General features: G+C 65.6%; 12 protein-coding genes. 5 read left to right on the top strand and 7 right to left on the bottom strand.

The window, feature by feature from the left end:
* Window positions 1–26 precede the first annotated feature (26 nt).
* Entirely contained in the window at window positions 27–335 is a 309-nt protein-coding gene (locus tag AC6IY7_RS09285) for a carboxymuconolactone decarboxylase family protein (RefSeq protein WP_497778674.1), read from the bottom strand.
* 114 nt (window positions 336–449) lie between these two features.
* Between AC6IY7_RS09285 and AC6IY7_RS09280 the strand changes: the two genes are divergently transcribed.
* Entirely contained in the window at window positions 450–1,001 is a 552-nt protein-coding gene (locus AC6IY7_RS09280) for a TetR/AcrR family transcriptional regulator (RefSeq protein ID WP_497778673.1), read from the top strand.
* On the opposite strand, the gene cobU is transcribed toward AC6IY7_RS09280, so the two are convergent.
* From cobU to ccrA, 6 genes are all read right to left on the bottom strand, one after another.
* The gene (gene cobU, locus AC6IY7_RS09275) at window positions 980–1,495 is read right to left on the bottom strand and encodes a bifunctional adenosylcobinamide kinase/adenosylcobinamide-phosphate guanylyltransferase (RefSeq protein ID WP_497778672.1); all 516 of its coding nucleotides are present in this window, start codon (window positions 1,493–1,495) and stop codon (window positions 980–982) included. The genes AC6IY7_RS09280 and cobU overlap by 22 nt on opposite strands.
* Window positions 1,496–1,561: 66 nt before the next feature.
* Window positions 1,562–3,028 (bottom strand): DUF3526 domain-containing protein, encoded by a 1,467-nt coding sequence (locus AC6IY7_RS09270; protein ID WP_497778671.1) that lies wholly within the window; start codon window positions 3,026–3,028, stop codon window positions 1,562–1,564.
* Between the two features lie 8 nt (window positions 3,029–3,036).
* Window positions 3,037–4,518 (bottom strand): ABC transporter permease subunit, encoded by a 1,482-nt coding sequence (locus tag AC6IY7_RS09265; RefSeq protein ID WP_497778670.1) that lies wholly within the window; start codon window positions 4,516–4,518, stop codon window positions 3,037–3,039.
* A complete protein-coding gene (locus AC6IY7_RS09260; protein WP_497778669.1) occupies window positions 4,515–5,237 on the bottom strand; it encodes an ABC transporter ATP-binding protein in 723 nt (240 codons plus the stop codon). Before AC6IY7_RS09260 ends, AC6IY7_RS09265 begins: the two co-directional genes overlap by 4 nt.
* A gap of 235 nt (window positions 5,238–5,472) precedes the next feature.
* Window positions 5,473–6,972, bottom strand: a complete 1,500-nt coding sequence (locus AC6IY7_RS09255; RefSeq protein ID WP_497778668.1) for an ATP-binding protein — start codon at window positions 6,970–6,972, stop codon at window positions 5,473–5,475.
* 83 nt (window positions 6,973–7,055) lie between these two features.
* Window positions 7,056–8,312: a crotonyl-CoA carboxylase/reductase gene (gene ccrA / locus AC6IY7_RS09250; protein ID WP_497778667.1), complete on the bottom strand. Its 1,257-nt coding sequence runs from the start codon at window positions 8,310–8,312 to the stop codon at window positions 7,056–7,058.
* A gap of 221 nt (window positions 8,313–8,533) precedes the next feature.
* Here ccrA and AC6IY7_RS09245 point away from each other — a divergent pair, with 221 nt between their 5' ends.
* The 4 genes from AC6IY7_RS09245 (at window position 8,534) to AC6IY7_RS09230 (ending at window position 11,926) form a co-directional block, all read left to right on the top strand.
* A complete protein-coding gene (locus tag AC6IY7_RS09245) occupies window positions 8,534–8,776 on the top strand; it encodes a type II toxin-antitoxin system Phd/YefM family antitoxin (protein WP_497778666.1) in 243 nt (80 codons plus the stop codon).
* Complete coding sequence (locus tag AC6IY7_RS09240; protein ID WP_497778665.1) at window positions 8,773–9,195, top strand: type II toxin-antitoxin system VapC family toxin; 423 nt, start codon at window positions 8,773–8,775, stop codon at window positions 9,193–9,195. The genes AC6IY7_RS09245 and AC6IY7_RS09240 overlap by 4 nt, the downstream gene beginning before the upstream one ends.
* Before the next feature lie 70 nt (window positions 9,196–9,265).
* Window positions 9,266–11,248 (top strand): protein meaA, encoded by a 1,983-nt coding sequence (locus AC6IY7_RS09235; protein WP_497778664.1) that lies wholly within the window; start codon window positions 9,266–9,268, stop codon window positions 11,246–11,248.
* 414 nt (window positions 11,249–11,662) lie between these two features.
* Window positions 11,663–11,926, top strand: coding sequence for a hypothetical protein (locus AC6IY7_RS09230; RefSeq protein ID WP_497782815.1), 264 nt, complete (start codon window positions 11,663–11,665; stop codon window positions 11,924–11,926).
* The last annotated feature ends 15 nt before the right edge of the window (window positions 11,927–11,941 follow it).

Raw genomic sequence — 11,941 nt, 5'->3', positions numbered from 1 at the left:
GCAAGCGAAAACAGCCCTAGAAAGCCTCACTCTATTCCGACCACATGCGTCCCGTGGGTGACGGCGGCGCCGGCGCGCAGCGCCGCGGCGATGAAGACAGTCTCGGCGAGTTCGACCTCGGTCGCGCCGGCGGCGAGCGCCTGCTTGCGGTGGATCTCGAGGCAATAGGGGCATTGCGTCGTCAGCGCCACGGCGAGCGCCATCAGCTCCTTGTATTTCTTGGGGATCGCGCCATCGGCCAGCGCCGCGGCGTCGAACTGCTTGAACGCCTCCCAGGCCGAGGGAGCCGCTTCGCCGATCTTCTTCAGCCGCTTCACATTCTCCATATCGTACATGGCCTTGCCTCCTTGCTATGAGAACTTACCTATCAGATGATAGGTTCGACATTGCGCCATTGACGAAGGGCCTGTCAATGGCGCTTCCTCGGGGACCGAGGGGACGGGAACGGAATGACGACGGCGCGACGCGGCGAAGGGACGGCCGCGAAAATTCTCGACAGCGCGGAGGAGCGTCTGTGCCGCTACGGCTATAATGGCGTGAGCTTTCGCGACATCGCCGCCGATGTCGGGGTGAAGAGCGCCAGCGTCCATTATTTTTTCCCCACCAAGCCGGCGCTGGTCGCGGCGGTGGCGCGCCGCTACGCCGATCTCTGCCTCGAGGAGCTCGGCGATCCCGTGAGCCGCGCGCCGGCGGAGGCGATCGGCCTGCTCGCGGAAATGTTCCGCCGCACGGTGGCGGAAAAGAAACGCATGTGCCTCTTCGGCATGCTGGCGGCGGAAATGGGCGGCCTGCCCTCCGAGGTCGGCGCGGAGGCGCGGCGCTTTTTCGCCGAGACTCTTCGCTGGCTGCGCGTCGCTCTGCGCGCGGACGCGGCCTGCGCCGAGGCGATCCTCGCCGCGCTGGAGGGCGGGGTGCTGCTCGCCCGCGCGATGGATGATCCGGCCATGTTGGAGAAGGTGGCGGAGCGCGTGACGGCGCGTCACTTCACCGTGAGCGGATAGCCGGCGACGACGAGATAGACGCGCCCGGCCTGCTTGGCGACTGCCTGATGCAGCTCGCCGGCGGCGTCGCGAAAGCGCCGCGCCAGCGCATTCTCCGGCACGATGGAGAGGCCGACCTCCGAGGAAACCAGCACGGTCGGCGCGCGCCGCGTCGTGAGCGCGGCGAGCAATTCCTCGCGATCGGCGCGCAAATCCGCCTCGGCGAGCAGGCGATTGCTCAGCCAGAGAGTGAGACAGTCGACGAGCAGCGGAAGCTCCGCCGGCGCCTCGCGCGCCGCTTCGGCGAGGCCATGCGGCGCCTCGATCGTGCGCCAATCGCCGGCGCGCCGCTCCTTATGCGCGGCGATGCGACGGCGCATCTCGTCGTCGAAGGCCTGCGCCGTGGCGATGTAGCTCCAGGGGCCGGGCTCGGCGGTCACGAGCCCTTCGGCGAAGGCGCTCTTGCCGGAGCGCGCGCCGCCGAGGACGAAGGTCAGATGCGGATTTTCGGTCATTCCATTCGGATTTCGCGCAGCGCCGGTGGCTCCCACGCCTCGCTGGCGGGGAGTGGGGAACTCCTATCACGCCGCCTTGCAGCGACGAAGCCCACGCCAGGCGAAGACGGCGAGCAGCAGCGCCGGCAGGCCGACGCCGGCCGCGAGCCCGGATGCGACGCCCGCCGGGACGCCCGCCTCGGCCGCCGCAGCGGGGAAGCGCGGCAGAGCGGCGTAATCGGCCTGCGTCAACGGCTGGCCGGCATGGGCGCGCGACCAGAAGAAATCGCGCCATTGGCGATGGAATTCGTCGAGCCGCGCCGAAAATTCCGCGTAGCGGCTGTCGCCCGAGCCGGCGATGTCGGCGACGGAGCGATACATCAGCAGCGCCGGCGAGAGAAAGGACAGTTGATCGGCGAGCGCGCGCTGGCGAGCGAGCTGCGCCTCATGGCGCGCCATCACCTCCTCGACGCGCGCATTGGCCGTCTCCAGCACCGCGAGGCGGCGAATGGTGCGCTCCTCGGCGTCGCCGATCTTCATCTCGGCCGCCTTGGCCTCGGGATGCTCCTCGGCGTAGCGGGCGAGAGCGGCGTCGCGCTCGCGATCGGCGTCGGTCGCAGCGGCGCGCGCGGCGAGCGTCATCTCCGAGCGCGAGGGCGCTGGATAGAGCGCGTCGGCGAGCGTGTTGACCGCGGCGGGCGCGATCATGGTGAAGCCGGCCCAGACGGCGACGAGCGCCAGCGCATTATAGGCGGAGCTTTTCCCGAAGCTGTCGACGACGGCCGCGAGCAGCGCCCAAAAGGCGCCATAGGCGAAGATCGCCGCGACCAGCAGCGCAAAGGCGCGGGACGCGAGCGGCTCGGCGCCGCGCAGCAGGAAGACGCCGGCGCATGTCGCCGCGATCATCGCCAATATCGGCAGGCCCGCCCGCGCCGCGAGCTTGCCGAGCAGAACGGCGGTCGGACTTTCCGCGCTGGCGAGGGTGAGGGCGAGCGTGCCCTTCTCGCGCTCGCCGGCCGCAAGATCGAAGCAGAGCGCGAGAATCGCCAGAGGAAAGACGAAGACCAGCACGAAGGAGAGATCGATCGAGCCGCTGGCGAGATGCGCCGGATTCTCGATCTCATCGGCGAAGAGGAAGGAATCCTTGGTTCCGCTCGTCACTTTGAGCGCCGCCGGAAACAGATCGCTCCGACCCGAGGCCACGATCGCGAGCGGAGCGGGCTCGAGCGCCGCCACCGCCGCCGCCGAGCCGCCGCCGACGAAAACCGCGTTGCGCGGATCGCGAAAGGGCGGCGTCTCGCCCTTGACGCGGCCGGCGGTAAGATCCGCCAGCGCCTTGCGCAGCCCGTCGAGGCGCTGCGTCTCGTCGCGCCGCGCGTCTTCTATCGCGGCCTTTTGCGTCGCGACGCGCTCGGCGCCGTTGAAAAAGGCGAGCGCGCTCATTGTCGTGATCGCCGCGAGCACCGCCCAGGCGGCCGCGTCACGCCGCAGAAGGCGCCATTCGAACCGCCAGGCGGCAAGAAAAGCGGAGAGAGCCGAAGCCGAGAGAGTCATGATGGGCCTCACAGAGGTCTGAGGCGCCGGGCCGCGAAGCCGGCGAGCGCCGCGGTGAGGACGGCCCAGAGGGCGAGCGCGACGAGATCGCCACGCACATGGGAGAAGGCCCAGGAGACGGCCGGCGCGGCATAATCGAAAGAGGGAATGCGGGCCCACATCTGCGGCGAGGCGACATAGCCCGCATCGCCGTAACGCGCATTATTGATCAGGTCCTCGCTCGCTTCCGTCTGAATGCGTCGTCGATGCGCTTCCGCCGCCGTGGCGAAATCATATTGATGCCAGGAGTCCGTTCCCGCGAAGCTCGTCGAGAAAGCCTGCATGGCGAGCATGGGGAAGAGAAATCCCGGCGCGGCGCGCAGCCTGTCCTGCGCATCGAAGGCGGCCTGCAGCGCGCCGAAATGCTTGTCGAAAATGACGAAGCCGTTCTCGTCGTCCTTGCGCAGCGCGAGGCCGCGGAAATTGACCGGCAGATCCTCTATGCGGGTGACGCCATATTGCGTCAGCACGCCGTCGCGAAAGGCGACGAAGGCAGGATGAGATTCGTCATGGCCGAAGGTCTTCTTCTTGTCCGCATCGATGGCGTTGCGGAACTCGAGCGCGGTGGGCAGCGGCGCGGCGCGCTTGGCGACATCGGTCATCACGCGCGGCGCCAGAAAACAATTGGCGAGCCAGAAGGCCAGCAGAGCGACGAGGGCCGTGCGCGTGGATTTGGCGAAAGCCGACACGCCGAGCGCGAGAAAAACGAAGCCACAAAGATAGAAGCCATAGCCGAAAGAGAAGGCGAGAAGACGCTGGAGCTGATCGACGACGGAGAAATCGTGATCGGCGAGAAAGAGCGTCGCCAGAATGGCGAGCGAGAAAGCGGGAATGAGCAGCACCGCCAGAGCGCCGAGCGCGGCGAGCGCCTTGCCGGCGAGAATATCGACGGGCGAAGCGCCGAGGCTCATCAGCTGGCGCAATGTGCCGCGCTCGCGTTCGCCCGCGAAGCCCGCGAAGCCGAGCAGCACGGCGACAAGCGGCATGATTATCTGCAGCACGAAGGCGAAGGAGAGTCCTCCGAGCCGCGCGCCGACCCCGGCGTCGCGCGCCGAGCGAAATTGCGCCTCATTCTGCTTATGCGCCTCCAGCCAGACGGCCTCGCCGACATAGGCGTCGACGCCCGGATCGGCGAGCGCCAGCGGGCTCTGCGGCTTGAAGGCGTATTGGCCGAAATGCGCGGCGGCGTGCGGGTTCTTCGCGCCCTGTCCTGTCCACAGCGCGCGGTCGGTCGCGGCGGCGGCGGCGCGCTCGCGGTCCAGCCGCATATGCTGCGCGGCGCCGAAAGCGAGCGCGCCGAGCATCAGCAGAAAGACGAGGCCGAACAGCCAGGCGAGGCGGCTGTCGCGGCGCAGCTCCGCCCATTCCTTGAGGGCCACGGCGCGGGCGACGCGCCAGCGGCCGGCGGGCGCCTGCGTCGCGGGCGCTTTCGCGACGACGATCTCGCTCATGCGGCCGCTCCTCTGAACTGCTCGAGATAGGCGCGCTCGAGGCCGAGATGATCGACATCATCGGCGCCGAAGACGGAGACGAGCCGGCCCGCCTGCATCACGCCGATGCGCGTGCCGCATTGCTTGGCGAGGAAGAGGTCGTGCGTGACCATCAATATGGCCATGCCCTGCTTGCGCAGCTTCTCGACCAGAGCGGCGAACTCATTGGCGGCGAGCGGATCGAGGCCCGATGTCGGCTCGTCGAGCAGCAGCGCCTGCGCGCGCCGCGCCAGCGCGACGGCGACGCCGACCTTCTGCCGCATGCCCTTGGAATAGCCGGAGACGCGCCTCAGGGCCGCCTCCTCCGCGAGCCCGGCCTCGCCGAGCAGGGCGAGCAATTCCGCGCGCGCGAGGCGCCGGCCGCCGGAAATCTCGGTGAAATATTCGAGATTCTCGAGCCCGCTGAGCGCGCCATAGAGCATGACGGTCTCAGGGATATAGGCGAGGCGCCGACGCGCCTCGAGCGGCTCGCGCGCCGAGTCGACGCCGCCGACGAGCGCCTGGCCGGAGGTCGGCGCGATGAAATTGAGGAAGAGATTGACGGTGGTGGTCTTGCCGGCGCCATTGGGTCCGAGCAGACAGAACGCCTCGCCGCCAGGAATATGCAGATTCAGCCGGTCGAGGGCCGGCTGCTCGGCCCTGCCGTCATATCTCTTGGTCAGCTCGCGCGCTTCCAACATGCGAAATCGCCTCCCGACGCCGAGAGCATTCTCGCAGCTTTCCGCGCATAGCGTGGGAAGTCGTTTCAAAGCGCCCATTCCGACCCGGCATCACATCGGCGCGCGCTCGAACGATACGACAGCGCAGTCACGCCCGATCGGCTGTGCTGGCCTCTGTGCTGTCGTACGCAATTTGTGTGAGCTTTTCATGCTCGTGCCTTCCGTGTCAATGCGCGTCGAACGGAATTGCGATCAGTCAGAAAGTGAGCCACCGCTCGAAATCGGCCATATCGATGCAGAGCATCCCAGCGCGCCCCAACGTCTCTCGCTCGAAGGGCGAGAAAATCGGCGCATACACCGCTTTTTCGATTCTCCAGTCGCGATAGGGTGCGCCGGTCTTCGTCGCCAGAAACCGCGCGACATGTTCCTCGAAAGTCGCGAGCGCTTGCGAGTCATGCGCGCTGGCCGAACGCTTGCAGGAACCGAAACGGATGCGACGATTGGTTTCGTCCAGCGCGATCATATCGATTTCGATGTCGCTGCCGTCGGCCTTGTTCCAATAGCCCGCGACGAGTTCTGTCAGCGGAAAATCGCCGACGCCTTTGCGGGAACATTCCTCGGTGATCTGGCGCACGAGCTTTTCGAAAGAGTAACCCTCGTGGGTTTGGAGGGACACGTCGGCTTTGGCGACGGCCTCCTCGATCGGGCGAATTCGGGCGAGCCGCACATTGCGTTGAATTGCCGCGAGCCATGCGCTCAGAAAGTTATCTGTTATGACATAGCGGGCGTTTCGCTGCTTTTCGGACGAGAGGATTGGGTGGAGCTTTTCCACCATCCCGTATTTTTCATTGAGCACCTTCAGATAGCCGGCGAGCTGATTTTCCTGCGCGGGACCGGTGCGGTCATATTCCGCCCTCAACTGGCCATGCGACAACGGCCCGAGACGCGCCAGGAGAGTCAGGACGGTGTCGTATCGCCCGCGCAGTTCTCGAAGAAACCAATTGTCGGCTTCATCCCTCAGCGGACTCGATCCCTCGAAAAACATGGTCCGAAGAGTCTCGGATCGATAGGAGGCTATCGGCTTCAGCACGCCTTGATCGAAACAGTCACGGTAGAACTTGGGAACTCCTTCGAAGATCGACCACAGAAACAGGCGATGACGAGGATCGGCGATCCCATGAGCGCGAAACATCTCGAACAGGGTTTCGAAATCCCAATGGCCGATGTGCAAGCTGTCGGTGACACGGTTGAAAAGCGGAGAGGCGCGATCCTCGAGAATTGCCGTCATTTCTGTATGGATGGAGCCGAGTGTGAAGAGCCCCCCGCCAATGTCTGAACGCGAACGGGCGAAGTCGACTTCCGACTGCAAATATGACTGGAATTCGACCAGCGACGCCCGGTTGAAATATTGAAACTCGTCGAGCGCGATTATCCATCCCAACGCCCACGAGTCACGCAACAGGACGGCAATCGACTGAAAATCTTTGCAGACTCGCCGCACATCGTCTTGCGGGGCTCCAACGTCTTCGATCGAATCCTCGAATGCTTGGATAACGCCGCGCGGGTCGCTATCGGGAACCTGCACATAGATGGCTTTGTCCGCGAGCCCCCGCCGCCGGATCGCCTCCTGAATCAGCGACGTCTTCCCGATCCGCCGCCGTCCAGAGATCGCGCAAAAGAAAAAGCGTCGGCGCGCCAAGATCTTATCGATCTCGGCGAGCTCGACGCGCCTTCCGTAGAAGCCCCATTCCGCCATCGGCTCTCACTAACATAAAAATTTTTATGTTAGCTAATATAGAGCCGATAGCGCCTTTTTGACAATGCGTTATCGCACGAGGCTCACTTCTTCCCCGCAGCCGCGATCACATCCTCGAGCGAGCGCAGGCCGGTGGTCGGGGCGTTGACCAGCACCGCCATATTGCCGGGGGCGTGCTCGTTCTTCCACATCTTCGTGTGCGCATGCGGGATCTTCGCCCAGGGGAAGACTTCCGACAGGCAGGGATCGACGCGGCGGTCCACGACGAAGCGATTGGCGGCGGCCGCCTGCTTCAGATGCGCGAAATGCGAGCCCTGAATGCGCTTTTGCCGCATCCACACATAGCGGGCGTCGAAGGTGAGGTTGAAGCCCGTCGTGCCGGCGCAGAACACCACCATGCCGCCGCGCTTCACCACCATGCAGGAGAGCGGGAAGGTCTGCTCGCCCGGATGCTCGAAGACGATGTCGACGTCCTTCTTGCCGGTGATGTCCCAGATCGCCTTGCCGAAATTGCGGGCGGCCTTGGACCAGTCGTTGAACTCCGGCGTGTTGACGGTCGGCAGCTGGCCCCAGCAGCCCTTGAAATCCTTGCGGTTGATGACGCCCTTGGCGCCCAGCGAGAGCACATAGTCGCGCTTGCTCTCGTCCGAGATCACGCCGATGGCGTTGGCGCCGGCCGCCGCGCAGAGCTGCACGCCGAACACGCCGAGACCGCCCGAGGCGCCCCAGATCAGCACATTGTCGCTGGGCTTCAGCCGGTGCGGCTCATGGCCGAACAACATGCGATAGGCGGTGGCCAGCGTCAGCGTATAGGAGGCCGACTCTTCCCAGGTGAGATGCCTGGGACGCTCCATGAGCTGGCGGTCCTGCACGCGGCAGAATTGGGCAAAGGAGCCGTCCGGCGTCTCGTAGCCCCAGATGCGCTGCGAGGCGGAGAACATAGGATCGCCGCCATTGCACTCCTCGTCGTCGCCGTCGTCCTGGTTGCAGTGGACGACGACCTCGTCGCCGACCTTCCAGCGCTTCACCTTGGAGCCGACGGCCCAGACGATGCCGGCGGCGTCGGAGCCGGCGATATGATAGGGGAGCTTGTGGACGTCGAGCACGGAGATCGGCTGGCCGAGCGCGGCCCAGACGCCATTGTAGTTGACGCCCGCCGCCATCACCAGAACGAGCACGTCATGGCTGTCGAGCTCCCAGGTGGGCACCACCTCGAGCTGCATCGACTCCTCGGGCGGTCCATGCCGCTCCTTGCGGACGACCCAGGCGTGCATCTTGGCGGGAACATGGCCGAGCGGCGGAATCTCGCCGATGTCGTAGAGGTCTTTCAGTGCGGTCAACGTCGGGCTCCTCGGGAACTCTCTTTCTTGGCCGGCGGCGGGCCGAGGCGGCCATTCATATACGGCCGGCTTTCGGCTGAACAGAGCGATATTCGGGCGGGGCGGAGGCCGCAGAGCGCCGGCCGAGAGCCTCGAGAGGTCGAATCCATGTGGCGACGCCGGCCTTGGTTTCCGAAAGAAACTGCGCTAATTTGGTCATCTGGTTGGTCATGAGGTAAGAGATGAGCGCCGTCACCGTCGCGGAGGCCAAAGCCCATTTGAGCGAGATCGTCGAGCGCGCGGCGCGGGGCGAGACCGTTCGCGTCACGCGCCGCGGCAAGGCGGTCGCCAAGATCGCGCCGCTCGACGAGCCGAAAAAGCGCGTCGATGTGGCCCGTTTGCGGGCGCTCACCGACGCCATGCCGCCCGCGACGGAATCCGCCGGAGAGTTCACGCGCCGGATGCGCGACGAGGACCGCTATTGACGCTCTATCTGGACACGTCGCTGCTCGTCGCGGCGTTGACCAGAGAGGCGGAGACGGATCGCGTCCACTCATGGCTCGGCGAGCAGACCGGCGAGCTGGCGATCAGCGATTGGGTAGTGACGGAATTCTCCTCCGCCCTCTCGATCAAATTGCGCAACCGCCAGATCGGACTTCCGCAGCGGGCCGAGGCTCTGGCCGAGTTCGTGCGGCTCGCGTCCGCGAGCTTCCTGCTTCTGCCGATCGCGCCGCTTCACTTCCGAACCGCCGCCCATTTCTGCGACCAGCACGCCCTCGGCCTGCGCGCCGGCGACGCACTGCATCTCGCCCTCTGCGCAGACCATGGCGCGAAGCTCTGCACGCTCGACCGCCGGCTCGCCGAGGCAGCGCCGGCGCTGGGCGTCGCCGTGCTGGTTCCGTGAACCCCCACGCGCCCGCTTTTGTCCCGCCAGCGTCTTGTGTTATCGCAAGCTTCGGAGGGAGACCGAACACATGACCGAATCCGCACCCCGTCGCGACAAGCCCTGGCTGTTCCGCACCTATGCCGGCCATTCCACGGCCAAGGAGTCGAATCTTCTCTATCGCTCCAACCTCGCCAAGGGCCAGACGGGTCTCTCCATCGCCTTCGATCTGCCGACCCAGACCGGCTATGACAGCGACCACATCCTCTCGCGCGGCGAGGTCGGCAAGGTCGGTGTTCCCGTCTCCCATCTCGGCGACATGCGCACGCTCTTCGACGGCATTCCGATCGCGGATATGAACACGTCGATGACCATCAACGCCACCGCCGTCTGGCTGTTCGCGCTCTACATTGCGGCGGCGGACGAGCAAGGCGCGCCGCGTGGAAAACTGCAGGGCACGACGCAGAACGACATCATCAAGGAATATCTTTCGCGCGGGTCTTATGTGTTTCCGCCGGCGCAATCGCTGCGGCTGACGCAGGACCTCATTCTCTTCACGACGAAGGAATGCCCGAAGTTCAATCCGATGAATGTCTGCTCCTACCATCTGCAGGAGGCCGGCGCGACGCCGGCGCAGGAGCTGGCCTATGCGCTCGCCACGGCTTGCGCCATTCTCGACGGCGTGAAGGCCGCCGGCCTGTCGGACGCCGATTTCTCCGAGGTGGTCGGACGCATCTCCTTCTTCGTCAACGCCGGGATGCGCTTCGTCACCGAGCTATGCAAGATGCGCGCTTTCGTCGAGCTGTGGGACGAGATCACGCGCGACCGCTATGGCGTGCAGGACGAGAAATCCCGCCGCTTCCGCTATGGCGTGCAGGTGAATTCTCTGGGCCTCACCGAGCAGCAGCCGGAGAACAACGTCTATCGCATATTGATCGAGTCGCTGGCCGTCGTTCTGTCCAAGAACGCCCGCGCCCGCGCCGTGCAGCTGCCGGCATGGAACGAGGCGCTCGGCCTGCCGCGGCCCTTCGATCAGCAATGGTCGCTGCGCATGCAGCAGATCATGGCCTATGAGACCGACCTGCTGGAATTTGGCGATATTTTCGACGGCAATCCGGTGATCGCCAAAAAGGTCGCGGCGCTGAAGGAAGAGGCCGTCGCCGAGCTGAAGAAGATCGACGAGCTGGGGGGCGCCGCGGCGGCGGTCGAGCTCGGCTATATGAAGTCGAAGCTGGTCGAATCCAATACAGCGCGGCTCGAGTCGATCGAGGCCGGCGAGCAGATCGTCGTCGGCGTCAATAAATTCACCGAGGGCGAGCCGTCGCCGCTCACTGCGGGCGACAATCAGATCATGGTCGTGCCCGAGCATGTCGAGGCCGAGCAGATCGCGCGTCTGAACGCCTGGCGCGCGCAGCGCGACGCGAAAGCGGCGCAGGCTGCGCTGGACGAGCTGGTCCGCGCGGCGAAGGAAGGCCGCAATATGGTCGAGCCCTCGATCGCCGCCGCCAAGGCCGGGGTGACGACGGGCGAATGGGGCACGGTGCTGCGCGGCGTGTTCGGCGAATATCGCGCGCCGACGGGCGTCTCAGCCACGGCGCGGCAGGTCGGCGGCCAGCTCGACGCGGTGCGCGAGGAGGTGCAGCGCGTCTCCACCAAGATCGGCCAGCGCGCCAAGTTTTTGGTCGGTAAGCCGGGCCTCGACGGCCACTCCAACGGCGCCGAGCAGATCGCCGTGCGCGCCCGCGACGCCGGCTTCGACGTGATCTATGCCGGCATTCGCTCGACGCCCGCGGAGCTGGTCGAGACGGCGCAGAAGGAAGGCGCGCATTGCGTCGGCCTCTCCATCCTCTCCGGCTCGCATGTCACGCTGGCGCATGAAGTGCTGCGGCTGATGAAGGAGAAGGGCCTCGGCGAAGTGCCGCTCGTCGTCGGCGGCATCATCCCGCCCGCGGACGAAAAGCTGCTGCGCGAGAATGGCGTGGCGGCGGTCTACACGCCGAAAAACTACGATCTCAACGCGATCATGACCGACCTCGCGCAGATCATCGAGAAGAGCGTGGAGGGGCGGGCGTAAGGCCGCGTCTCCGACTTACACGTTTATTACAAAGGCTTGCACAACGCCGGCCGCCCCTCTCCCGCGAAGCGGGCTATCGGATTCACAGACACTGCGGCCGTCATGGCCGGGCTTGTCCCGGCCACCCACGCCAAGCAACTGAGAAACCGAAGGAAAGCGCCCGCTATCGACGGATTTCATCCCACGTCGGGCGCCGCCGGAGCTTCGGCCTCACGCCAAATTTCCGAGACGCCTCGGCGCGCGTTGGCGTGGATGGCCGGGACAAGCCCGGCCATGACGTCGCGGGGGCGAGGACGATGTGTGCATTCGATAGCGCGAAGCAGGGAAGGGCCAGGGAGGAGCCTTCGACGCAATCAGGACGAATGTCGTCGCGGGAAAGTTGAACGGAGCCGCCGACATGCTATCTTGTTGGCCATGACCGCTCTGACGATCGACACCCTCGCCATCGTGCAGGTTTTACGCAAGAGAGGCTTCTCGGAAGAGCAGGCCATCGGCGGCGTCGAGGCGTTTCGCGAGATCGACGCCGGCCTTCTTGCGACAAAATCGGACATTCGCGAGGTCGAGGCCAAGATCGAGACCTCCTCCGCCAACCTCAAGGTCGATTTTCTCCGCTGGCTCGTCGTCACGCAAATGGCGCTCGGCGGCTTCCTGCTCGCGGCGCTGAAGTTCCTGCGCTGATCCGCGGCCAGAAAC

Source organism: Methylosinus sp. is20ea (assembly GCF_059718135.1).
The sequence above is the reverse complement of the archived record's forward strand: the minus strand, read 5'-3'. Positions and strand labels throughout refer to the sequence as shown.

Coding starts and splice junctions, on each gene's coding strand:
- AC6IY7_RS09285 (WP_497778674.1), bottom strand. CDS start 335: ATGTACGATATGGAGAATGTGAAGCGGCTGAAGAAGATCGGCGAAGCG.
- AC6IY7_RS09280 (WP_497778673.1), top strand. CDS start 450: ATGACGACGGCGCGACGCGGCGAAGGGACGGCCGCGAAAATTCTCGAC.
- cobU (WP_497778672.1), bottom strand. CDS start 1,495: ATGACCGAAAATCCGCATCTGACCTTCGTCCTCGGCGGCGCGCGCTCC.
- AC6IY7_RS09270 (WP_497778671.1), bottom strand. CDS start 3,028: ATGACTCTCTCGGCTTCGGCTCTCTCCGCTTTTCTTGCCGCCTGGCGG.
- AC6IY7_RS09265 (WP_497778670.1), bottom strand. CDS start 4,518: ATGAGCGAGATCGTCGTCGCGAAAGCGCCCGCGACGCAGGCGCCCGCC.
- AC6IY7_RS09260 (WP_497778669.1), bottom strand. CDS start 5,237: ATGTTGGAAGCGCGCGAGCTGACCAAGAGATATGACGGCAGGGCCGAG.
- AC6IY7_RS09255 (WP_497778668.1), bottom strand. CDS start 6,972: ATGGCGGAATGGGGCTTCTACGGAAGGCGCGTCGAGCTCGCCGAGATC.
- AC6IY7_RS09245 (WP_497778666.1), top strand. CDS start 8,534: ATGAGCGCCGTCACCGTCGCGGAGGCCAAAGCCCATTTGAGCGAGATC.
- AC6IY7_RS09235 (WP_497778664.1), top strand. CDS start 9,266: ATGACCGAATCCGCACCCCGTCGCGACAAGCCCTGGCTGTTCCGCACC.
- AC6IY7_RS09230 (WP_497782815.1), top strand. CDS start 11,663: ATGACCGCTCTGACGATCGACACCCTCGCCATCGTGCAGGTTTTACGC.